The following is a 23425-nucleotide window of genomic DNA, read 5'->3' on the forward strand; positions in this document are numbered from 1 at the left end:
AATGCCCATCTTGTTGCGGCAGTCAGTTTCGTTTCTCCATGCACAATGTCACCACGAAAAATCCTCACGGCGCACTCTGCATCTTCTGCAAATCCATAATGAAAGTTAGCTACCACACCTTGCTTCCGGTCTGATCATTCAGAGTAGATAAAGCGTGTCGAACATCGCTGAGCAGAAACACCGAATCAGCTCCGCGATGTCTCTTAATCCCAAGCTTTGCTCCATACCTCTTCCGGGGTTAGGCCAGCATCATAATCCTCCTGTTACCTGCTCCCCCATTGATTAGTACCCACCGATGTTAGTGATGTGTTGATGACACTCTGTTGACGGCGTTTTTCTCTATAAAAATCATGCTGATCGAAGAGTGTTTTTTTGTCTTTAATCATTAAGGTCACAGATTACAGCGCAGGAGAAACTCGTCTACGCCGTAACAAGCTCGGTTCAATACAGCCAGTACTAAGTTAACGCTTACGGCTATCCGGAATAATTAAGTCCCCACGCAGCACACAGGCACCGAGCATATCCTGGGTTTTTTCCGTCAGCCAACTGACAATGCGTGCCGCCATGGCATCCAGCGAGTATTCAATGGAGGGAATGGTCGGGATGCCCGGCAGATCCAGCGAACCCGCAAGGCTGAAAATCATAATATCTCCCGGCACGGCTTTATTAAACGCCTGCAGCTGACCGATCACCCGCTGAGCCTCCTGCTCATCCGCAACCAGTAGGGCATTGAAGTTGACGGTGGTGGCATTATTCAGCAGTACCTGCACCGCAACGGAAGAGGAGGTGTTGGGGTCCATAAACACCAGGTTGCGGTTGAACGGTAAAAAATTATTTTCCAGCGCCAGCTTATAGCCCAGCAACACCTGATCGGCATGGCCACGAGTGTCAGGATGGATAAGCGCAATCTGACGTCTGCCCTGGCTGATCAGATAGTTACAGGCGGTTTCTACAGCAAAAGCATGATCGAATTGAATGCTGTTTGGCGTGTCGGCATCGATACAATCAATCAGGATCACATTCTCATCGACGATATCCAGCGGGAAGCGCGCACCGATGATCAACACGTCATCACACAGTCCGCAGGAAAGCTCTTCAAGTGCGTTCATTACGCCTGCTTTGCTGTTGGCAAAGCGAAGCAGCAGATGCTTCTGATGCTGGCTGAGTTGTTTATCAAGTGCGTAAAGATAACCGGTGGTCTGGTTAATGTTTTCCTGTGCGCAAATCACACCAATACAGCCGGTGGACTGGGAAAGTAAAGACTGTGCAATGACATTTGGCCGATAACTGAGTTCCTCAGCGGCCTGCAACACGGCGAGGCGACTGGCTTCTTTAACCCCGCGCGACCCACTCAACACCCGTGAAACTGTGGCTTTCGATACCCCAGCTAAACGTGATACATCGTTGATTGTTGACATATTTCTCCCCTGATTGCTGCAATAAAAATCGACCAAATAGACCGCAATAATGGCGCAAAATATCGCCACAGCCAGTATAACGGCTTTCCCTTTTCCATGGAAACCGATTCTCCATATCACCTCAAAAATAGCCATACACGACGAATTAATGTGATGTAAATCCAGGAAAAACCCCTTCAGGAAGAACGTTTATGATGACTGTCACACTTCTGTTTCCCCTTAATGGAAAACGGTTTCCGTATGGTGTCCAATCGTTTCCGGGTTTACGTTATATTACATTTTAAGGTGAAGGGATTATGGTCAAGATCATGCTGTGCTGCTCTGCCGGGATGTCCACCAGTCTGTTGGTCAGAAAAATGGTGGAGGCGGCGAACGAAAGAGGGCTGGAGGTCGATATTCAGGCGTATGGCGTTGCCGAGTTCGACGATCGGTTTCCACATTATCAGGTGGTGCTGCTGGGGCCTCAGGTCAAATATATGCTGAAAACATTGTCAGAAAAGGCGGCCACGCAGGGGATCCCCGTTCAGCCCATTGATCCGATGGACTACGGGATGCAACTCGGTGACAAGGTACTGGACTACGCACTGTCTTTGATTAACGCGGTTCACTAAAAGGTGTTCATATGAAGTCGTTATATCAGTCGATGATTGCCGTTATTGAGCAATCCATTACCCCGCTGGCGGGCCGTCTGGGCCAGCAGAAATATGTCATTGCGATCCGCGACGGCTTTACCGCTGCGTTGCCGTTTATGATTATCGGCTCGTTTATGCTGGTATTTATTTTCCCGCCGTTCTCGGCAGATTCCACTAACAGCGTTGCGCGCGCCTGGCTGGATTTTTCGCTGACCTACCGTGAACAGCTGATGCTGCCTTATTACCTGAGCATGGGGGTGATGACCTTCTTTATCTCAGTGGGTATCGGTGCCAGCCTTGGCCGCCAGTTTAATCTGGACCCGGTGATGTCCGGCCTGCTGGCGTTCATGGCTTTTCTGCTGGTGGCTGCCCCCTATGCGGATGGGCATATCTCTACTCAGTATCTCTCTGGAGAGGGGATTTTTACCGCGCTGATCACTTCCATCTATTCCACACGGGTTTACGCCTGGCTGAAACAAAACAATATCACCATCCGTTTGCCCAAAGAGGTGCCGACAGGTGTGGCGCGATCTTTTGAGATCCTGATCCCGGTGGTCGTGGTGATGGGCACGCTGCATCCGCTGAACCTGTTTATTCAGGCGCAGACTGGCATGGTGATGCCACAGGCGATAATGCATCTGCTGGAACCGCTGGTGTCAGCGTCAGATTCTCTGCCGGCGATCCTGCTGTCGGTGCTTCTTTGCCAGATTTTCTGGTTTGCCGGTATCCACGGAGCGCTGATTGTTACCGGGATCATGAATCCGTTCTGGATGGCGAATCTGTCGGCAAACCAGGCAGCACTGGCTGCCGGATCGGCGTTACCGCATATCTACCTGCAAGGTTTCTGGGATCACTATCTGCTGATTGGCGGTGTCGGTTCCACTTTACCGCTGGCTTTCCTGCTGCTGCGCAGCCGCGTTACGCATCTGCGTACCATTGGCAAAATGGGGGTCGTGCCGAGCTTGTTCAACATCAATGAGCCTATTTTGTTTGGTGCGCCAATCATCATGAACCCCTTGTTATTTCTTCCGTTTATCTGCGTGCCGATGATCAACGCCTGTCTGGCTTATGGTGCAACCAAGCTGGGATGGCTGGCGCAAGTGGTGTCGCTGACGCCATGGACAACGCCTGCACCGATCGGGGCTTCCTGGGCCGCCAACTGGGCGTTCAGTCCGGTGGTGATGTGCTTTATCTGTATGGGGATGTCGGCCCTGATGTACCTGCCATTCCTGCGCGCCTATGAACGTTCCCTGCTCAAAACTGAAGAGCTGAAAGCACAAAGTGCAGCAGCGCCAGCCGGCGAAGCTGTCCGCAACCACGGATAACGAAGGAGAGTTAAGTGAAGAACTACACATTTCCCGATAACTTTTGGTGGGGCAGCGCCAGCTCTGCCCTGCAAACAGAGGGAGAAAGCCAGCAGGGGGCTCGCGGAGAAACCACCTGGGATGCCTGGTATCGCCTTCAGCCAGGCCGTTTTCATCAGCAGGTGGGGCCACAGGAGACCTCTACTTTCGTTCAACACTGGCGCGAAGACATTGCGCTGCTGAAACAGCTTAATCACAACAGCTTCCGCACCTCTCTTAGCTGGTCGCGGTTAATCCCGGATGGCACCGGTGAAGTGAACCCGCAGGCGGTGGCGTTTTATAACAAGGTGATTGATGAACTGCTGGCGCAGGGGATCCAGCCCTTTATTACCCTGTTCCATTTCGATATGCCGCTAGCGATGCAGCAGCAGGGAGGCTGGGAAAGCCGCGAAGTGGTAGCCGCCTTCAGTCGTTATGCCAAAATCTGCTTCGAACTCTTCGGCGATCGCGTGCTTCATTGGTTCACTTTTAACGAGCCCATTGTGCCGGTGGAAGGGGGATATCTGTATGACTTCCACTACCCGAATGTAGTGGATTTCAAACGGGCGGCAACGGTGGCCTACCACACGGTGCTGGCCCATGCGCAGGCGGTGCGCTGTTATCGCGCCGGGGAGCACCAAGGCGAAATTGGTATTGTGCTGAACCTGACGCCTTCGTATCCACGCTCACAAAATCCGGCGGATGTCACAGCGGCGCACCACGCTGACCTGCTGTTTAACCGCAGCTTCCTTGATCCGGTGCTGCGCGGTGAGTATCCGGCTGACCTGATAACACTGCTGCAAAGTTATGATCAATTGCCCGTCTGCCAGCCGGGAGACCGGGAATTAATCGCTGACGGCAAGATTGATCTGCTGGGCGTCAATTATTACCAGCCACGCCGGGTTAAGTGCCGCGACAGCGCAGTGAATTTGCAATCCCCTTTTATGCCGGAATGGTTATTTGATAATTACGAAATGCCCGGCAGAAAAATGAATCCATATCGGGGCTGGGAAATTTACGAGCAGGGCATTTATGATATTTTGACAAATCTACGCGTCAATTATGATAACCCTCGCTGCTTTATTTCTGAAAATGGTATGGGTGTTGAAAATGAACAGCGATTTATTGAGGGCGGGCAGATTCATGATCACTACCGCATAGAATTTGTTTCCGAACACCTTAAATGGCTGCATAAAGGCATTAGCGAAGGAAGTCATTGTCTGGGTTATCACATGTGGACATTTATTGATAACTGGTCGTGGTGTAACGGCTATAAAAACCGTTATGGTTTTGTACAACTAGACCTGGCCACGCAGCAGCGCACGGTGAAGAAAAGCGGCGAGTGGTTTGCCACTACTGCGCTAAATAACGGTTTTACTGAGGGAGGCAATCATGATTGAGTTAGAAGAAGCGGTGATGGAGATTATCGTCAATGCGGGCCAGTCGCGCAGCCTGTGCTTTGAAGCCCTGCAAGCGGCGCGCGGCGGGGATATCCCTAAGGCAAAGGCACTGTTGCAGGAGGCCGACGGCTTCTCACGTCAGGCCCATCAGATGCAGACAAAGCTCATTGAGCAGGATGCCGGAGAAGGACGTCAGCCAATGACCTTAATTATGGTTCATGCGCAGGATCATCTGATGACATCACTGCTGGCACGTGAATTATCTGAAGAAATTATCCATTTATATCAGCGATAGCATTCATTAATTTTAAAATAAAAGGGGTTTAAATACTGACATAACTTACGCCATTCATTCCATTATACCTTACATTTAAAATAACAGCACTCACGCTTCTTTATTAGCGCGGCATTATGACGCGCTAATAAAGGACGGGGTCATAATGAGAATATCATGAAGACATTGACTAAATTGCCAGTCGCGCTGGCGATAATGGCAGCCCTTTGCTCTGGAAACGTCGTTGCACAAGAATTTACGCAGGAACAAATTGATGCCATCGTGGCGAAAGCGGTGGATAAAGCGTTAGCCGACCGTCAGGCAAAAATAGACGGAGCCGTTGATAAAGCGTTAGCCGACCGTCAGGCGAAAATCGACAGTGCTGTTGATAAAGCGCTGGCCGATCGTCAGGCAAAAATCGATAAAGCGGTGGTGAAGAAGACCGATGCGATCACTGAGCCGCAAAGCCCTGCGCAGTCGCCGGATATGGCCATTCCGTTTGGCTTACAGTTTACCGGTTATGCCCGCTATGGCGCGAAGTTCCAGGCAGGCGATCAGAAGTTTGTCGGTGTGGATGGTTCCTATAACGGTGCCTCCGCCATCGGCCGACTGGGCAATGAAGACAACGGCGGCGAATTCCAGCTTTCCAAAGCCTTTAAGGGAGATAACGGCGCAATCTGGGACGTCAACGTGATGATTGACCACTGGGGCGATGAGGTGAACCTGAAGAAAGCCTATGCGGGTGTCACCAATCTGTTTGAATCCAATCCAAACGCCTATTTATGGGCTGGACGGGATTTCCATCAGCGTCCACAGCAGGGGATCAATGACTACTTCTGGATGAATCATGACGGCCAGGGTGCCGGGGTGAAAAACTTTGATATTGGTGGGGTGAAGTTTGACGTGGCGACGGTGGCATCGGTGGAATCATGTGACCCGGTGGTGATGGACGACGAAGCGAACCCGTCGCGGATCAGCTGTACTGGCGGATCGGGCACCGGCGATAAAGGCAACTATGCGCTGACTTCTAAAATCCACGGCATGAAGGTGGGCCCGCTGGATCTGGAGCTGTATGCCAACTATGGCTTCGACTCCAAAGCTATCGACAGCGAAGAGCGGTTGAAGGCCTGGCAGGGCGGCGTGGTACTGAGTCATACCGGTGAGAACGGCGTTAATAAAGTGATCACCCGTTACTCGAATAATTCCGATAACAGCGTATTCAATAAAACTGACGAGCTGACGACCGTTTATGCCAGCTTTGAAGGCAACTATAAGTTTACCCGGCAGGCGCAGGTGGAATATCTGCTCGCCTTCCACGACTACGCGAATAAAGCAGACGACACTGACGATCGCCGGAACTACGGGGTGATTGTCCGCCCGATGTACTGGTGGAACGAGGTGCATTCCACCTGGCTGGAAGCAGGCTATCAGCGGGTTGATTACGATCAGGGCGGCGATAATCACGGCTGGAAGCTGACGCTGTCGCAGAACGTGTCGATTGCCATGGGGCCAGAGTTCCGTCCCATGCTGCGCTTCTACGTCACCGGCGGTGATGTCGATAACAAACGTACCGCGCGTAGTAACGGGACCGATGACGATTCCCAGTTAGACTCGCTCAACGTTGGCGCGATGTGGGAAGCCTGGTTCTGATAACGGGGTGAAAGGATGAGGCCAGCCTGAGTGCATCGGAACGGCAAAAGATGCCTCCTGCGGGCCTCGTCCTTCGGTGTTTCTCAGGCAGCCTGATCCTGAGGCAACGGGATATCAGCACTGATGCGCAGTCCGTTTTCATCGAACACCATGCACTGGTGTGGAGAAAAAGCGGGGCGCAGCATCTGATAAGGACGGAAGTGGACATCGCCCGGCAGCAGCATTTTAAAGCCATCATGGCCATACACCTGCCCGAACAGATAGGTATTGTTCCCCAGCCTTTCCACCACTTCACAGTGAAAATCCAGCTGCAGCGGGGCGTCGCTGTTCACACGCAGATGTTCCGGACGGATGCCCAGCGTCAGTTCCTCTCCGGGTTGCAGCATACGGGCGGGTGCAGGCAGCGTCAGCGTATTTGCTCCCTCGTTAACGGTAACGGTCAACCCTTGCGCACTGCAGTGTTCGACGCGTGCTGGCAGGAAATTCATTTTTGGTGAACCGATAAAACCGGCAACAAAACGGTTAATCGGGTTGTAGTAAAGCTCCATTGGAGAGCCTACCTGTTCCACTTTGCCGTAGTTCATCACCACTATTTTATCGGCCAGCGTCATCGCTTCAATCTGATCGTGCGTGACATACACCATGGTGGTTTTCAGTTCCTGGTGCAGTTTGGCGATATGCAAACGCATATCCACGCGCAGTTCCGCATCCAGGTTAGACAGCGGCTCATCGAACATAAACACCTGCGGATTACGGACAATCGCCCGACCAATGGCCACGCGCTGGCGCTGACCACCGGAAAGCTCTTTCGGCTTGCGTTCAAGCAGGTGGGAGAGTTGCAGCGTCTTGGACACCATCTCAACCTGATGGCGAATTTTCTCTTTCGCCACGCCGTTCACCTTCAGGCCGTAGCCCATATTTTCTGCCACCGTCATGTGCGGGTAAAGCGCGTAGGACTGAAACACCATCGCCACGCCACGGTGGGCTGGGGCTACGTCGTTCATCAGCTCATCGCCTATCAGGATCTCACCGTCACTCACCTCTTCCAGCCCGGCTATCAGCCGCAGCAGCGTGGATTTGCCACAGCCAGAGGGACCGACAAAAACGGTAAACTCCCCGTCTTCAATATCCAGTTGAATATTATTGAGCGTTTCTGTTTTGCCAAAACGCTTAGATACGTTTCTCAGTCTGATACTGGACATGCGGAACCTCGTTGAAAGGGTGGGAAAGGAATAAATGTATTACGTATTACAAATATCTCTTTTGGCACGCCAGCCCTTGTGGCGTCTGGATTGACTATAAACTCCCAGTGCAGTGCGCCCTAGAGGGGATTTTGATTTCTGTAATACCGATCACATATTAGCGAGAGCAGGGTGGAGGATATGCGCCGTTCCGCGTAGCGTATGACATCGACGCGCTATGACACTCTCTCTTCTGCAAGGCACATTTTTCGGGCATTGCGCTGTATTGGTTAGAACGTCATCTCCCTAAAAAACAGATAAATGTTATACCTTCACATGAGGTCAGCAATGAAAGTGAAAACCCGCATCACTCTGCTTCTGTCAGCCCTGCTCCTGGGACAGGCTGCGCACGCCGCACAGCAACTTACCGTCTGGGAAGACATTAAGAAATCGGACGGTATTAAAACGGCGATTGCTGATTTTCAAAAGCAGTTCAACGTGGAGGTAAAGGTGCAGGAAATGCCGTTTGCCCAGCAGATTGAAAAGCTGCGTCTGGATGGCCCTGCCGGGATCGGCCCTGATGTGCTGGTGATCCCTAACGATCAGTTGGGCAGCGCAATAGTGCAGGGGCTGCTGTCACCGTTGAACGTTGATGCGGCGCATCAGGCGGCTTATACCCCGTCAGCCATGGCCGCCTTTATTCAGAACAACGTGGTGTACGGCGTGCCAAAAGCCGTTGAAACCCTGGTGTTGATCTACAACAAAGATCTGTTGCCTGCACCGCTGAAAACGCTGGATGAGTACCGGGCATTTTCACTGAAACAGCGTGAAGCGAAGCAATATGGTCTGCTGGCGAAATTTGACCAGATTTATTACAGCTGGGGCGCTATCGCACCGATGGGAGGCTACATCTTCGGTAAAGACGGGAAGGGCGGCCTGAACACGCAAGATATCGGGCTGAACACGGCGGGCAGCGTTGAAGCCGTAACCTACCTCAAAAGCTTCTTCACCCAGGGGTTGCTGCCTTCCGGCATTCTCGGTGACAACGGTCTGAATGCCATCGATTCTCTGTTTACCGAGAAAAAAGCCGCGGCGGTCATCAATGGTCCGTGGGCCTTCCAACCCTATCAATCGGCTGGCATCAACTACGGTGTAGCGCCGTTACCAGAGCTGCCTAACGGTAAACCAATGAGTTCGTTCCTCGGCGTGAAGGGCTATGTGGTCTCTACCTGGAGTAAAGACAAAACGCTGGCACAGCAATTTATCCAGTTTATTAACCAGCCTCAGTATGTGAAAGAGCGCTTCCAGAAGACTCAGGAAATCCCGCCGGTGGTTGCCCTGATGAACGATCCGCTGATTAAAAACGATGAAAAAGCCAATGCCGTGGCGGTGCAGGCGGAGCGCGCCGTTGCCATGCCGGGCGTACCAGAAATGCAGGAAGTTTGGGGCCCTGCCAATACCGCTCTGGAACTTAGCGTGACGGGCAAACAGGAGCCAAAAGTGGCGCTGGATAACGCGGTGAAGCAGATCACCATGCAGATTGAAGCAATGCAGGCCAGCAACCAGTAAGCCTGGCTTTCCGGGCGGCTCGAATGAAGAAGGATAATGCTGTGATGATTTCCCCCAGTGAAAAACTGATGCCCACCAGGCGCCCACGCCAGCACGCGCTGACGGGTGTTCTGCTGGCGCTGATACCGGGTTTCGGCCAGTTTTATAACCGCCAGTGGGCCAAGGGACTTTGTTTCCTGATCCTGCTCACCAGCTTTTACGGTGTGTTCCATAACTTCCTGCAGCAAGGGCTGTGGGGGCTGGCGACGCTGGGAGAAGAAGTTCCCCGCGATAACTCCATATTTCTGCTGGCAGAAGGGATTATCAGCGTACTGATTATCGCTTTCGGCATCGCCATCTGGGGGCTTTCGGTGCGCGATGCGTGGCTGAACGGCTGCCGTCGTGATGAGGGAAAACCGCTCCACGGGGTGCGTAAGCAGTATCAGCTCCTGCTGCGTGAGGGCTTCCCTTATCTGATGATCACGCCCGGATTTATCCTGCTGGTGTTTGTGGTGGTGTTCCCGATTTTGTTCGGTTTTGCCATCGCCTTCACCAACTATAACCTCTACCACACGCCGCCGGCGAAGCTGGTGGACTGGGTGGGGCTGAAGAACTTTGTCAATATCTTCACCCTGTCGATCTGGCGCTCAACCTTCTTCGACGTTCTGCAGTGGACGGTGGTCTGGACGCTGCTGGCTACCACGTTACAGTGCTCGGTAGGTGTGATGCTGGCAATTCTGGTCAACCAGAAAGACCTGCGCTTTAAGCCGCTAATCCGCACCATTTTCATCCTGCCCTGGGCGGTGCCAGGTTTTGTCACCATCCTGGTGTTTGCCGGCATGTTTAACGACAGCTTTGGCGTGATCAATAATGCCATCCTCGACTTCTTTGGCATTGCGCCAAAGGCATGGATGACGGATCCGTTCTGGACCAAAACCGCGCTGATTTTGATGCAGACCTGGCTCGGCTTCCCGTTTGTCTTCGCCATGACCACCGGGGTATTGCAAGCCATTCCTGACGATTTGTACGAAGCGGCGATGATGGACGGTGCCAGCCCGTGGACGCGTCTGCGGACGATAACTTTACCGCTGGTGATGTACGCCATCGCGCCGATCATCATCACTCAATACACCTTTAACTTTAACAATTTCAACATTATCTACCTGTTTAACAACGGCGGCCCGGCGGTGGCGGGATCGAACGCGGGCGGTACCGATATCCTGGTGTCGTGGATCTACAAACTCACCATGTCGTCATCGCAGTACGCGATTGCCGCCACCATTACGATTTTGCTGTCGATCTTTGTGGTCGGTGTGGCGCTGTGGCAGTTCCGTGCCACCAAATCGTTTAAACAAGATGAGATGGCGTAAGGGAGCATCATGGCTAAGTCAGTCAGTATTAAACGCGAAAAGTGGCTACGTCTGTCGCTCACCTGGCTGGTGGTGCTGGTGGTGTCGACCATCATCATCTACCCGCTGGTGTGGACGGTTGGGGCATCGCTGAATGCAGGCAACAGCCTGCTGAGCAGTTCAATCATTCCTGAGAATGCGTCGCTGCAGCATTACCGCGATCTGTTTAATGGCACGGTGCCGTACCTGACGTGGTACTGGAACTCGATGAAAATCAGCTTCTTCACCATGGTGCTGACCTTAATCAGCGTGAGTTGCACCGCCTATGCGTTCTCACGCTTTCGTTTTAAGGGACGGCAGAACGGGCTGATGCTGTTTCTGCTGTTGCAGATGATCCCGCAGTTTTCGGCGCTGATCGCCATCTTTGTGCTGTCGCAGTTGCTGGGATTAATCAACAGCCATCTGGCGCTGGTGCTGATCTATGTCGGCGGCATGATCCCGATGAACACCTATCTGATGAAAGGGTATCTGGATGCCATTCCTAAGGATCTGGATGAGTCGGCGCGCATGGACGGGGCAGGGAACTTCCGTGTCTTTATCGAAATCATCATGCCACTGTCCAAACCGATCCTGGCGGTGGTGGCCCTGTTCTCCTTCACCGGGCCGCTGGGTGACTTCATTCTCTCCAGCACCATCCTGCGAAGCCCGGATCAGTTCACGCTGCCTATTGGTCTGTACAACCTGGTCTCGCAGAAAATGGGGGCCAGTTACACCACCTACGCGGCAGGCGCGGTGCTGATTGCGGTGCCGGTCGCCATTCTCTATCTGGCTCTGCAGAAATACTTTGTTTCCGGCCTGACTTCTGGAAGTACAAAAGGATAAATCATGACCCCTAAAGCTGTGTTACTCGCCCTGGCCATGGCCTGGGCGGCGCCTCTCTTCGCCGCAAATCCGCCTGCCATCCGTCCGCTTGGACCGGTACCGGCCGATTTTGTGAAAGGGGCCGATATCTCTACGCTGCCTGAGCTGGAAAAACTGGGTGTGAAATTTTACAACGCTGACAACCAGTTACAGGATCCGATTGCCATTCTGAAGGCCAACGGCATCAATACGCTTCGCCTGCGCCTGTGGGTTGATCCTTATGACAGCAACGGGAAGGCGTACGGTGGCGGCACTAACGATCTGCCGACCACGCTGGCGTTGGCTAAACGCGCGAAAGCCGCCGGTATGAAGATCCTGCTGGACTTCCATTACAGCGATTTCTGGACCGATCCGGGTAAACAGTTCAAGCCGAAAGCCTGGGAAAAACTCACTTTCCCGGAACTGGAAAAGCGCGTTCATGACTATACCCGCGACACCATTGCACGCTTTAAGGCCGAAGGGGCGTTGCCGGATATTGTTCAAATCGGCAATGAACTGAACGGCGGCATGCTGTGGCCAGAGGGCAAAAGCTGGGGGCAGAACGGTGGCGAGTTTGACCGCCTTGCCGGGCTGCTAAAGGCGGCAATTAGCGGCCTGCGTGAAAACCTCAGCGATCCTGGGCAGGTCAAAATCATGCTGCATCTGGCGGAAGGGACCAAAAATGACATGTTCCGCTGGTGGTTCGATGAAATTACCCAACGCAAGGTGCCGTTCGATGTGATTGGTCTGTCGATGTACACCTACTGGAACGGTCCGATTGGGGCGTTGAAAGCCAATATGGACGACATCAGTCAGCGGTATCAGAAAGACGTGATGGTGGTGGAAGCGGCTTATGGCTACACGCTGAAAAACTGCGACAGCGCGGAGAACAGTTTCCAGGCGAAAGAAGAAAAAGACGGCGGCTATCCGGCGACCGTCGAGGGTCAAGCGGCCTATCTGCATGATTTGATGCAGGCAGTGCTGGCGGTGCCGAATCACCGGGGCAAGGGCGTGGTCTATTGGGAGCCGTTATGGATAGCGGCGCCGGGCAACACCTGGGCGACGCCAGAAGGGATGAAGTACATCCACGACGAGTGGAAGCAGGGCAACGCCCGTGAGAATCAGGCACTGTTCGACTGCCAGGGCAAAGTGCTGCCATCAATTCAGGCTTTTCATTAATTAACAGGCCTGAGGGCCGGTGTCGCTGACATCTCTGAGGAACCGTTATGACTAAATTTCCACCGCTCTTTGCCGGAGTTAACACGCTGTTGCACGGTGCGGATTACAACCCTGAACAGTGGGAAAACTCGCCGGGCATCATTGATGAAGATGTCTTGATGATGCAACAGGCGAACTGCAACGTGATGTCGGTAGGCATCTTCAGCTGGGCCAAGCTGGAGCCGGAAGATGGGCGCTATGATTTTGGCTGGCTGGATAATGTGCTGGAAAAGCTGCACCAGAAGTCTATCCGCGTTTTTCTCGCTACCCCGAGCGGCGCACGGCCGGCGTGGATGTCACAAAAGTACCCTGAAGTGTTGCGCGTTGGGCGCGATCGTGTGCCAGCCTTGCACGGCGGGCGTCACAACCACTGTATGACTTCGCCGGTTTACCGGCAGAAAGTTCAGGCGATGAACAGCCAGTTAGCGGCGCGCTATGCCCATCACCCGGCGGTGATCGGCTGGCATATTTCCAATGAATACGGCGGCGAATGCCACTGTAATCACTGCCAGCAGGCCTTTCGTGGCTGGCTGCAACGGCGTTATGGCACCCTGGAACAGCTAAACCATGCCTGGTGGAGCGATTTCTGGAGCCATACCTACACCGACTGGTCGCAGATTGCTTCGCCCTCCCCGCAGGGAGAAGCCTCTATTCATGGGTTAAACCTCGACTGGCGTCGTTTTATGACCGACCAGGTCACGGACTTCTGTGCTGAAGAAATAAAACCGCTGAAGGCCGTTAACCCTGACCTGCCAGCAACCACCAACTTTATGGAATATTTCTACGACTACGACTACTGGAAGCTGGCGCAGCCGCTGGATTTTATCTCCTGGGACAGTTATCCAACGTGGCATAACGAGAAGGATGAAACCACGCTGGCCTGCTATACCGCGATGTACCACGATTTGATGCGCACCCTGAAACAGGGCAAGCCGTTTGTGTTGATGGAGTCCACGCCGGGCGCCACCAACTGGCAACCTACCAGCAAGCTTAAAAAACCGGGGATGCATATCCTCTCGTCCCTGCAGGCCGTGGCCCACGGAGCGGATGCGGTGCAGTATTTCCAGTGGCGTAAAAGCCGTGGATCGGTCGAGAAATTCCACGGCGCGGTAGTTGACCACGTTGGGCATCTGGACACGCGCATTGGCCGTGAAGTCACCGAGTTGGGGCGGATGCTGGCGGCGATGACGCCGGTTCAAGGCACCCGCGTTGAGGCTAAGGTCGCCATTATCTTTGACTGGGAAAGCCGCTGGGCGATGGACAATGCTCAGGGGCCGCGCAACATCGGTCTGCATTATGAGCGCACGGTGACCGAGCATTACCGGACCTTCTGGGAGCAAGGTGTCGCGGTGGACGTCATCAATGCCGATGCGGATTTGAGCGGCTACGAACTGGTAATAGCCCCAATGCTGTATATGGTTCGCGACGGTTTTGCTGAACGCGTGGAGCAGCATCTGCGTAAGGGCGGGCAGTTTGTTGCCAGCTACTGGACTGGCGTAGTGAATGAAAGCGACCTTTGTTACCTCGGTGGGTTCCCTGGCCCATTACGTCCGCTGTTGGGTATTTGGGCTGAAGAGATCGACAGCCTGACGGATGACGAGAGCAACGGCGTCCGTGCGCTGGCGGGCAACTTACTGGGCCTGCAAGGATCCTATCAGGCGCGTGAGCTGTGCGAACAAATTCATCTGGAAGGGGCGACTGCGCTGGCGGTTTATGAGAGTGATTTCTATGCCGGGAAACCGGCGGTGACCGTGAACACCGTTGGCGAAGGGCAGGCGTGGTATATCGCCTCACGTAACGATCGGGCGTTCCACCGTGATTTCTATGGCGCGCTGATTACCAGACTGGCTTTACCGCGTGCGCTGGACATCGATTTCCCGCCGGGCGTAACCGCGCACCGACGTACGGATGGCGAGCAGAGCTATGTCTTCCTGCAGAACTTCTCGGCGCAGACGCATGCCCTCGCTCTGCCTGAGGGTATCCACGATCTGATAGACGGCGCGCCTCTCTCCGGCTCGCTGAGTATCCCTCCCTGGGGTTGCCGCGTGCTGCGCGCGCCGCTGTAATTGTTATTTCACTGGCGGGCCTTGAGCCCGCTTTTTTTTACCTGAGAGTCAGTAAGGAGAAGAGTATGGTTAGCCTGAAATTATTTAAGCACTACTTCAGCCGGGAACCGGCCCCTACGGTAGCCACTGCGGAAGACAGCGTGCTGTTGGATCAGCTAATGGGCTGCTTTGGCGGTCGGGATAATATCGTGCAGGTGGATGCCTGCCTGACCCGACTGCGTGTGACGGTGAAATCGCTGTCAGCGGTTGATAATCACGGACTACAGCAGGCCGGGGCGCTGGGCGTGGTGATTCTGGGGCATGAGGTGCATGCGATCTTTGGCAAGCAGTCAGACCGATTACGCGAGTTGATGGAAGCCCGCTTCTTCAGCCAGCCCTGAACAAAAAAAAATGGATAACCGGTGAGGGTTATCCAAATTAGCGAGCCAGTATTTATCCAATGATGATGAAGGCGTTAATGCGGGTACTGAATTACCACCAGGCCTCGACCTGCACACCAAAGTTCCAGGTGTTGCTGGCCGTTCCATCCTGGAAGCTGTTCCCCTGTTCGGAGTCATTCAGGTAAGAGGCAAAGACGCGCAGTTCCGGGCGAGACATGAATTCCGGGCCAGCGGCAAGGCCCATTGCCAGGGTATATTTCTGCCCGGCTTGTTTATAGTCGCTGCCGTCTTTGTTCTGGTCTTTCTGCATAAACGTACCGGCCTCACCGATACCGCGTATGTAGTCAGTAAACTGGTACTGTGCGCGACCGACGAGAGAGAGCAGGGTACTTTTATCGGTGAAGGCGGTGACGTTGTCAGCAGAGCCCCAGGTGATGACCTGATTCAGCGAGAGCCGATCGGTGATTGGCAGCAGGCCGGTGTTGATCACACGGTAGCCAGTAGCATCACGCGTATCGTTATACATGTCATACCAGCCGCCTCCCTGTGAAATCATGTTCTGTGCCAGCCCTTTGTTGGCATACTGCAGCACCAGCTTCTGATAGCCGCCCCACATGTCCTGGCTGATTTCGCCGGTCAGCATCACGCCATTTTCCGCGTCGTACAGTCCGCCGTACTCTTTCTGCTTGTTCGTTGCATTCGGCATGGCGTAATCGACGCCAAACTCTGTCCATGCACCGTCCCAAGGCTTCCAGCCCGCGTAGCGCAGGTCCAGATAGTTGATGTTGACGTCGTTATCGCCGTCTTCGCGGTAGTCAACATCGTTGGCATCGCCACGGATCCAGGCAACGGAGACGGCACCCGGGCCGAGGGTATAGTTTTCGATACCGGCACCAGAACCGGAGATATTCCAGTATTTGGTATCGATGATATGCAGGTCATGACGCTGGTAGTAACGTTTACCGCCCCAGATTACCGCGTTTTTATCGCCGGGGATCAGCCCCTTGATCTGCAAATTAAGCTGACGCAGGCCGAACTGTGCGTCGTCTCCGAAGGTGGTTTCATTGTCGTTGGAACCGTCAGAGAACATGCTGACCATCGAGTCGACATAGAAGCTGACATCGTCCTTTTTATAGACTTCACTACCCAGTTCAATTTCACCGTAGGTATCGGCCTCATTACCAAGGCGACCAATCTTGTTTTTCTGGAACTCTTCCATTCCCCCATCGCGAGAAACGCCAACGCCGCCACGCAGATAGCCGTGGAAATCGAGATTGTCGATGGCTGCAAAGGCAGGGGAAGTCAGTGCGGCAGCAAGTGCTACCGTGGTCGCCGTGAGTCTTGTGTTCATGTCACCCTCTGTTTATATTTGTCATACGTTCACACGTTGGCGACAGTAAACGCCCGGCAACAAGAACTGCGCAATTGGAAATGCGAAATGATGTGATTTAGTGCAAGTATTTGGCGGTAAATTGTAACGATTGGTGATATCGATCACCAAATCTTCATATGTGAACGTCATACTTTTTGTGATTTTTAGACAGTGTGATCGGGGTAACCTGGCCATCCTGTGCACTGTGATACACTTTGGTCATCGTCAAACAGGAAAGCGAAGCATGAAATCAAAGAGTGCTACTTTGGAGGATGTCGCCCGACTCGCTGGGGTGTCATATCAAACGGTTTCCAGGGTGCTGAATAAGTCTGCGAATGTCTCTGAAGGCACGCGCAGCAAGGTGACTAAGGCGATTGAGGAGCTGCGCTATGTGCCCAACCGTCTGGCACAGCAGCTGGTAGGAAAGCAGAGCACGACGCTGGGTCTGGTCACCACATCGCTGGCCTTACATGCCCCTTCCCAGGTGGCAGCAGCGATAAAGCGCTATGCCAATGCGGCGGAGTATCAGGTGTTGATCGCCATGATTGATGAGAACGTCAATCAAAGCTTGCAGGAATCCATCAACGAGCTGAAATCACAGCTGGTCGATAAGGTGATTATCAACGTTCCGCTGGATACGGCTTGTGCAGAGCGCATTGTTGAGGAAAACCAGGACATCATCTGCCTGTTCCTTGACGTGGATCCTTACTGCTCGGTGTTTAACGTGTCTTTCAACCCGGCTGACGGCACACGCGCCAGCGTGAAATACCTGTACGAGCAGGGGCATCGCGAGTTCGCGCTGTTGGCGGGACCTGAGCATTCGGTCTCTGCCCGGCTGCGGCTGAAAAGCTGGCTGGATACGCTGGAGAGCTATCGGCTGAAGCCTGTCAGTGTGATCCACGGCAACTGGGATGCGCAGAGTGGGTACAGCGGCATTTTGCAGCTACTGCGGGAAAACCCGCACTTCACCGCGCTGCTGGTAGGGAACGATCAGATGGCATTGGGCGTGCTGAGTGCGCTGCATCAGCAGGGTATTGCGGTACCGGGGCAGGTCTCTGTTGTCGGCTACGATGATACTTACGAGAGCGCGTTCTTCCACCCGGCCTTGACCACGGTGTCGCTCGATTTGGATTTGCAGGGGAAGGAAGCCGTGCAACGCATCTTGCAAGCCAGCGATGAAGACCACAGCCGTTCCTCCTCAATCCTGCCTGCAAGGCTGGTGGTGCGCAACTCAACAGCTGGCGTAGGGCAACAGCAACAAGATCTGAAGCAGATTGCTGAACAGCTCCGTCTGATAGCCAGCCGTTTGGGTTAGCGTTCGACCGGTAAAGGCAGAGGCTCTCTTCCGGCTAGTTGCTTAGCTGGAGGAGAGTGGCCGCCCGGTGCAAATGAGTCCTACAGTCTGATTTGTGCCAGAAGCAGACATTAAGGAGTAGAAGGAGGGTCATATTCCCAGGCAGATGGATCGCTGTAAATATTACCATCGTCGTCCATTACCCGAGCGCCGAGGAATCCGGAAATGTCTAACATTTTTCTATATAGCTGCGTGTCTGGCCATTTGGTGTAAATGTTGCCATCATTCCAGTCAAGCCATGCCTCGTCATGCGATGAAGCACCCGACCACAAAGCATGATAATCGCCATTTTTAAGGTCTCTCGTTAATTCGTTGTCACTATCAATGAGAGAAAGCCACTCCTCAGGAGTTATTTGGGCTTCTTCATTTTCAGCCCAAAAATCAGCTCGTGTTATATATAACTCTACGCCCATGATCTCTCCACTAACCATCCAAACATTGTTTTTGCTTAACGGGTTCACTTACAAATTAACACTGGGGATTGTTTTACGCGAGTTACATCGAAACTTCGACATATGATGACGTCCGCTTGTCGCTCTTAGCGGACGGCTTTGTCATACTGGCTGCTCTGTGCCCAAAGCGTACGTTAGAATGCAGTGGCTCACCTTGGAGTCTGACGTCATCCCAAGTTATGAGTTTTAGCTTAAAGGTGATTTCGGTTTATCAAGCCCCCGGATCGTACAGGATTAACGTAAAGGGCGGGCTATCTGTTACCGATCGTTAATGGAAACCGTGGCAACAAACTGCCACGGACATGCCTGATAAACAACTATCATAATAATTAGAATTCATTCATTCCCCGAAAACGTAATAAGGTCTTCAGGCCCGAGTTTCCTTTAAAAGTTGCTGAATTACTTTTTCCTGTCTGGCATAATCTCCTTCACCAAAGGCTTGGTAACGTAGTTGCCCTTTGGCATCAAAAATATAATGTGCAGGCCAGTACATATTGCCGAAACTGTTCCAGATACTGTAATTATTGTCGGCAACGACCGTATATGGCAGTTGCCACTTAGATATGGCCCTGGCAACAGCATCAGTATCCCGCTCCCAGGGATACTCTGGAGTGTGTACCCCTAATACGATCAGGCCTTCCTGCTTGTATTTATTTGCCCAGTCGCGCACGTGTGGCAAGGTGTGCTGGCAATTAATGCAGCCATAAGTCCAGAAGTCGACAAGTACCACGTGACCTTTAACTGACTCATTGTTCAGTGGATCGCCGTTAAACCAGTGCGTTCCGCCACTCAGCGAAGGCATCATACTTGTCGTTTTCGTTTCAACGACCGGTTGCAAGTGAACTGCAGGCTGCGCTACCGAGAGATGCTGGCTAAGTCGCAACTCCAGTTTCTGGGCGAAGTCAGGGCCGCTTTGTAGGATATTTTGAGCTCCGCTTGCAACCAGTAAGACAGAAGCCAGCATGACAGCGCCAGTAATCTGACGAAGGCGCGTCATTATGGATAATCCCGGTCGAAGTCTGGCTATTAATTCATGACCAGCTCCCCACAGGATTGCCAGCATAACGGCGCAGCCACTTCCGTAAGCAATCAGTAATAATCCCACTGAAAAATGCGCTTTACTTACCGCGGAGAGGCTAATAATTGCACCCAGCACAGGTCCGGCGCAAGGAGACCACAAAAGCCCAGTAGCAACGCCTGCCAGCCCAGCTGAAACAATTCCGCTGCGGCGATTGCTTGACGTATTGACATGATTACCCAGTGCCAGTACAGGCGCGCTAACGTAGCTAGCTATCCGTGCAGAGAGGAGAGTCAGCGCGGTTACGGCAAGAAAAACCAACGCAATCCAGCGGCCGGCGGCGGTTATGCTTGCCACCCAGTGACTGGATACCGATACCAGCAGCGCGACAGCGGTAAACATCAGCACCATACCACTGAGTAAAGCGGCCAGCTGCCCTTTTTGTCCACGCACGCTGGCGAAGACAAAGGGGATGACTGGTAATGTGCAGGGGCTGAGCAGAGTAAGCATGCCTGCTAAAAAAGAAATGAATAGCGACATCGAATATCCCTCCTGATTAATGGGTGCCAATCGCGTTAACTGCCTGGGTTATGACCTTAACGACCGTATCAGGCTGGCTCAGCATGGACACATGACCGGCATCTACCGTGGTGACTTTCGCGTGAATAGCCTTCGCCATTGCGCGTTCCAGATCGGGGTTAATCATGCGGTCATTCGCACTGACCAGATACCAGCTAGGTTTTTGCGCCCAGGCAGGATGCCCGACTTTGTCTGCAAAGGCTGCGGCGTATATCGGCCCCTGAGTGACAGTTAACAGATTTTGTTCAGGAGACGTCAGGTCTGGCGCAAAATCTTTAGTCACTGCGGCTGCGGGAAGATAGAGATATCCATCGGGGGTTTTGGCGATGTCAGCCCCTCCCGCTGGAGCAGGATAACTCTCGGCCAGCAAGGCTGTGGATTGCCCTTCGGCTGGTGCAAATGCCGCTACATAGACTAATGCCTTCACCCTGGGATCGTTGCCGGCTTCAGTGATAACGGTACCGCCCCAGGAGTGACCAACAAGGACTACGTCTCCCTGCGCACGCCCAATGGCGCGGCGAGTGGCAGCGGCGTCTTCTTTCAATGACGTCAGTGGCAACTGAACTGAAATCACCTCGACATGCTGTGACTGCAGCTTTTCAATAACCCGGTTCCAGCTGCTTCCATCGGCAAATGCACCGTGTACCAGCACGACACTATTGCTGCTTTGAGCATGCACAACATCAGAGAACGGAAGAGAAAACAGACCAACTACAAATGCAGAAGCAAAGGCTTTAGATAAATTTTTCATGGCGTGAACTCATCATGTGAAGTCGCTGACGAAAGCAATTTCAGCCAGCGGCCAATAATTGGGAAAGTGATATTTGCCTTTTAGCGGTATATTTCGGCTACACCATACAGGGTGTTGTTACCCCCCACGGAAATAATCCGAAATGCGCTGGCGCCCTTTTCCGCGGCTTTGTTCTGTAGCTTTTTTTCCAGATCCGATAAGGTGAGAGCTCCGCTGCTGTCAGAAACGGTGCCTGTTTTCTGTAATCCGTTTGAATTATTCACTTCCTGGGAAGCAAAAGAGGAAAATGAAGAGGAAAGAGCGGTCAGGGCTATTAATGCAATCAGGTGTTTTTTCATAATGAACCTCGTAAACACGGTTAAATTGGGTTATCACTGCGTTATCTGGCAGTGACGTTATTTAACCAATGGCTTGTGTTTACAACGTGTCAGGAACCGCCCGGATTTGTCAGCCTTCTAGTGCAGGAGCGGTATAGATACAAAAGCCTACAATTCCTTCTCGCGTAGAATGATTTGCACATCCAAACCGCCCTGCGGAAGATTAGTCAAAGTCAGCGTACCGGACATCTGACTAATCAGCTGTGATGAAATGGCAAGGCCGAGTCCGGTACCGCCTGTGTGCCGGTTGCGTGAACTTTCAACACGGTAAAAAGGAGCCAGAACTGCCTGAAGTTCATTTTCCGGGATCCCGGGACCATTATCACAAACGTGGATTTCAACACTTCCGTGTTCCGGGAACGCCAGCGTCACGTCAGCGCGACTCCCAAATTTTAGGGCATTATCCAGTAGATTCGTCATGATCCGGCGAAGGGCTTGTAACCGAACCGAGAAACGATCATTCGCATGACAGGGTGAGAAAGAGACCGCTTTATTAATATCCTGATAGTCACAGACAATACTGTCCAGGAAGGCATTGAGACTGACTGTCTGACGCTTCTCCTCAAGCACTTCAGCGGAACGCGCGAAGGCTATTCCCTCACGAACCAGTTTGCTCATATTGTCCAAATCTGCCAGTAACTTGTCGCGGAGATCCAGGGGAGCAGACATCTCAACTCTAAGCTTCATACGAGTAATGGGTGTTTGAAGGTCATGTGAAATGGCTGCAAGGATTTGCGCTCTTTCTCTCAGATGATCCTGAATGCGCATTTGCATCGCATTAAAGGCGCGCGCCGCATGCCTTACTTCCTCTGGCCCGCTTTCAGGCATGATGTGTGCAGCACTGGAAGCTGGCTTTATCGCATCAACGGCCTGCGTGAAGCGGATAAAGGGTTTCACAACCTGACGTACAGCCAGCCATGCGCAGAATAGTAGCAATAATAACTGACCAATTAATACCGCCGGGAGCCAGCGGGCTATCGCCGGCATGCCGGGCCTGAGATCGAGTGTTAAGGGTGATCCATCATGCAACAGAAGGTGTACTTGAAGATGTTCTCCAGGCCCAGGGATAGCACTCATCGTCATCGGATAGCTGTTACCGAGCGTTTCCTGAAGAGAACGTACCGCATCACGGGAGCGCCAACTGGTTGGGAAAGGTCCTGATAATCCGGGAGAAAGTTCGTAATGATAGTTACCCCGGGCCAGTTTACCCAACCACTGTGGTCGCTCGTCTGCAGGCAGGCGGTCAAGGATCGCCACACTGGTCGACACGTCATATTCCAGATTGCCCAGCATGACACTTTTGGCACTGCTCATTCGCTCAATCATCAGGCTGATCAATGTCATGCCATTAGCCAGCAAGAGTCCCAGCAGAACAATCATGACTAGCCGTGACAATAATGAGCGTGGCCATAGCCTCACTGGTTTGCCTCTTTGATGATCACCGGCATAGCGAGAACATACCCTTCACTGCGTACCGTTTTGAGATATGCCGGCTCGCGTGCATCATCGAGTAACCGCTGACGCAACCGGCTTACCAGCAGGTCGATGGAACGTTCAAACAACTCGGCATCGCGGCCCTGAGTCAGGTTCAATAATTGGTCACGTGACAACACCCGTTGCGGATGGTCAAGAAACACACGTAGCAATCGGTATTCAGCCCCGCTCAGAGCTACGATGGTCCCTTCACTGTCCAGAAGATGGCGTGCTGAGGTATCCAGCTGCCAGTTACCAAAGGCGATAAGTCTGCCTGCTTCGGTAATTTGCAGATTAGGTGGGAGTGCCCGGGTTCTGCGTAAAATAGCCTTGATACGAGCCAACAATTCACGGGCGACGAACGGTTTTATCAGATAATCATCAGCCCCCATTTCCAGACCAAGAATGCGATCGGTGTCGTCACTCCGTGCTGTAAGCATCAGTACCGGTAAATTACGTTGTGTATCGTTACGCAACTGGCGGCATAACGTCAGGCCGTCATCCCCGGGCATCATGATATCCAGGACAACAAGATCGACATGGCTGTCAGAAAGCACCGCCCGCATTTCCCGACCATTAGCGGCCCCAGTGGCCCGGTAACCTGACTTAATCAGGTAGTCGGTGACAAGTTCGCGAATATCACGGTCGTCGTCCACGACAAGAATATTGTCAATATGCTCCAAATGAAAC

Annotated in this window: 22 protein-coding genes; 13 read left to right on the forward strand and 9 right to left on the reverse strand. The window is 52.9% G+C overall.

Features of this window, described 5'->3' with window-relative positions; genetic code table 11:
• The first annotated feature begins 38 nt into the window (after nucleotides 1–38).
• The gene (locus WCC56_RS05075) at nucleotides 39–134 is read left to right on the forward strand and encodes a hypothetical protein (RefSeq protein ID WP_424691355.1); all 96 of its coding nucleotides are present in this window, start codon (nucleotides 39–41) and stop codon (nucleotides 132–134) included.
• A 327-nt stretch (nucleotides 135–461) separates the two neighbouring features.
• On the opposite strand, the gene WCC56_RS05080 is transcribed toward WCC56_RS05075, so the two are convergent.
• Nucleotides 462–1418: a LacI family DNA-binding transcriptional regulator gene (locus tag WCC56_RS05080; protein ID WP_424691332.1), complete on the reverse strand. Its 957-nt coding sequence runs from the start codon at nucleotides 1416–1418 to the stop codon at nucleotides 462–464.
• Nucleotides 1419–1714: 296 nt separating this feature from the next.
• Here WCC56_RS05080 and WCC56_RS05085 point away from each other — a divergent pair, with 296 nt between their 5' ends.
• The 5 genes from WCC56_RS05085 (at nucleotide 1715) to WCC56_RS05105 (ending at nucleotide 6717) form a co-directional block, all read left to right on the forward strand.
• On the forward strand, nucleotides 1715–2029 hold the full coding sequence (locus WCC56_RS05085; protein WP_424691333.1) for a PTS sugar transporter subunit IIB: 315 nt from the start codon (nucleotides 1715–1717) through the stop codon (nucleotides 2027–2029).
• 11 nt (nucleotides 2030–2040) lie between these two features.
• Nucleotides 2041–3375 carry a PTS sugar transporter subunit IIC gene (locus WCC56_RS05090; protein WP_424691334.1) on the forward strand — a complete coding sequence of 445 codons (1335 nt, stop codon included), beginning with the start codon at nucleotides 2041–2043 and terminating at the stop codon, nucleotides 3373–3375.
• 14 nt (nucleotides 3376–3389) lie between these two features.
• Complete coding sequence (locus WCC56_RS05095; RefSeq protein ID WP_424691335.1) at nucleotides 3390–4793, forward strand: glycoside hydrolase family 1 protein; 1404 nt, start codon at nucleotides 3390–3392, stop codon at nucleotides 4791–4793.
• Nucleotides 4786–5088, forward strand: a complete 303-nt coding sequence (locus WCC56_RS05100) for a PTS lactose/cellobiose transporter subunit IIA (RefSeq protein ID WP_424691336.1) — start codon at nucleotides 4786–4788, stop codon at nucleotides 5086–5088. The genes WCC56_RS05095 and WCC56_RS05100 overlap by 8 nt, the downstream gene beginning before the upstream one ends.
• A gap of 156 nt (nucleotides 5089–5244) precedes the next feature.
• Complete coding sequence (locus tag WCC56_RS05105; protein WP_424691337.1) at nucleotides 5245–6717, forward strand: carbohydrate porin; 1473 nt, start codon at nucleotides 5245–5247, stop codon at nucleotides 6715–6717.
• An 83-nt stretch (nucleotides 6718–6800) separates the two neighbouring features.
• Here the strand turns inward: WCC56_RS05105 and WCC56_RS05110 are convergent, their stop codons facing one another.
• Entirely contained in the window at nucleotides 6801–7919 is a 1119-nt protein-coding gene (locus WCC56_RS05110; RefSeq protein ID WP_424691338.1) for an ABC transporter ATP-binding protein, read from the reverse strand.
• A gap of 327 nt (nucleotides 7920–8246) precedes the next feature.
• Here WCC56_RS05110 and WCC56_RS05115 point away from each other — a divergent pair, with 327 nt between their 5' ends.
• From WCC56_RS05115 to WCC56_RS05140, 6 genes are all read left to right on the forward strand, one after another.
• The gene (locus tag WCC56_RS05115) at nucleotides 8247–9467 is read left to right on the forward strand and encodes an extracellular solute-binding protein (RefSeq protein ID WP_424691339.1); all 1221 of its coding nucleotides are present in this window, start codon (nucleotides 8247–8249) and stop codon (nucleotides 9465–9467) included.
• A 44-nt stretch (nucleotides 9468–9511) separates the two neighbouring features.
• The gene (locus WCC56_RS05120; RefSeq protein WP_424691356.1) at nucleotides 9512–10816 is read left to right on the forward strand and encodes an ABC transporter permease subunit; all 1305 of its coding nucleotides are present in this window, start codon (nucleotides 9512–9514) and stop codon (nucleotides 10814–10816) included.
• A 9-nt stretch (nucleotides 10817–10825) separates the two neighbouring features.
• Nucleotides 10826–11677, forward strand: coding sequence for a sugar ABC transporter permease (locus WCC56_RS05125; RefSeq protein ID WP_346573430.1), 852 nt, complete (start codon nucleotides 10826–10828; stop codon nucleotides 11675–11677).
• A gap of 36 nt (nucleotides 11678–11713) precedes the next feature.
• Nucleotides 11714–12874: a glycoside hydrolase family 53 protein gene (locus WCC56_RS05130; protein ID WP_424691357.1), complete on the forward strand. Its 1161-nt coding sequence runs from the start codon at nucleotides 11714–11716 to the stop codon at nucleotides 12872–12874.
• Between the two features lie 47 nt (nucleotides 12875–12921).
• Nucleotides 12922–14979 carry a beta-galactosidase gene (locus tag WCC56_RS05135; protein ID WP_424691340.1) on the forward strand — a complete coding sequence of 686 codons (2058 nt, stop codon included), beginning with the start codon at nucleotides 12922–12924 and terminating at the stop codon, nucleotides 14977–14979.
• Between the two features lie 65 nt (nucleotides 14980–15044).
• Complete coding sequence (locus tag WCC56_RS05140; RefSeq protein ID WP_424691341.1) at nucleotides 15045–15359, forward strand: glucose PTS transporter subunit EIIB; 315 nt, start codon at nucleotides 15045–15047, stop codon at nucleotides 15357–15359.
• Between the two features lie 91 nt (nucleotides 15360–15450).
• On the opposite strand, the gene WCC56_RS05145 is transcribed toward WCC56_RS05140, so the two are convergent.
• Nucleotides 15451–16710 (reverse strand): maltoporin, encoded by a 1260-nt coding sequence (locus WCC56_RS05145; protein ID WP_424691342.1) that lies wholly within the window; start codon nucleotides 16708–16710, stop codon nucleotides 15451–15453.
• 265 nt (nucleotides 16711–16975) lie between these two features.
• Between WCC56_RS05145 and WCC56_RS05150 the strand changes: the two genes are divergently transcribed.
• Complete coding sequence (locus WCC56_RS05150) at nucleotides 16976–18046, forward strand: LacI family DNA-binding transcriptional regulator (protein ID WP_424691343.1); 1071 nt, start codon at nucleotides 16976–16978, stop codon at nucleotides 18044–18046.
• Between the two features lie 110 nt (nucleotides 18047–18156).
• Here the strand turns inward: WCC56_RS05150 and WCC56_RS05155 are convergent, their stop codons facing one another.
• The 6 genes from WCC56_RS05155 to WCC56_RS05180 form a co-directional block, all read right to left on the reverse strand.
• On the reverse strand, nucleotides 18157–18498 hold the full coding sequence (locus WCC56_RS05155) for a hypothetical protein (RefSeq protein ID WP_424691344.1): 342 nt from the start codon (nucleotides 18496–18498) through the stop codon (nucleotides 18157–18159).
• 406 nt (nucleotides 18499–18904) lie between these two features.
• Nucleotides 18905–20095 (reverse strand): cytochrome c biogenesis protein/redoxin, encoded by a 1191-nt coding sequence (locus tag WCC56_RS05160; RefSeq protein ID WP_424691345.1) that lies wholly within the window; start codon nucleotides 20093–20095, stop codon nucleotides 18905–18907.
• Between the two features lie 16 nt (nucleotides 20096–20111).
• Nucleotides 20112–20885 carry an alpha/beta fold hydrolase gene (locus tag WCC56_RS05165; RefSeq protein ID WP_424691346.1) on the reverse strand — a complete coding sequence of 258 codons (774 nt, stop codon included), beginning with the start codon at nucleotides 20883–20885 and terminating at the stop codon, nucleotides 20112–20114.
• Between the two features lie 80 nt (nucleotides 20886–20965).
• On the reverse strand, nucleotides 20966–21223 hold the full coding sequence (locus WCC56_RS05170) for a DUF1471 domain-containing protein (RefSeq protein WP_424691347.1): 258 nt from the start codon (nucleotides 21221–21223) through the stop codon (nucleotides 20966–20968).
• Nucleotides 21224–21370: 147 nt separating this feature from the next.
• Nucleotides 21371–22681, reverse strand: a complete 1311-nt coding sequence (locus WCC56_RS05175) for an ATP-binding protein (RefSeq protein WP_424691348.1) — start codon at nucleotides 22679–22681, stop codon at nucleotides 21371–21373.
• Nucleotides 22678–23418, reverse strand: coding sequence for a response regulator (locus WCC56_RS05180; protein WP_424691349.1), 741 nt, complete (start codon nucleotides 23416–23418; stop codon nucleotides 22678–22680). Before WCC56_RS05180 ends, WCC56_RS05175 begins: the two co-directional genes overlap by 4 nt.
• Nucleotides 23419–23425: the final 7 nt, after the last annotated feature.

The sequence above is a fragment of the Erwinia sp. genome, from assembly GCF_049696395.1.
In the GTDB taxonomy this organism is placed as follows: domain Bacteria; phylum Pseudomonadota; class Gammaproteobacteria; order Enterobacterales; family Enterobacteriaceae; genus Erwinia.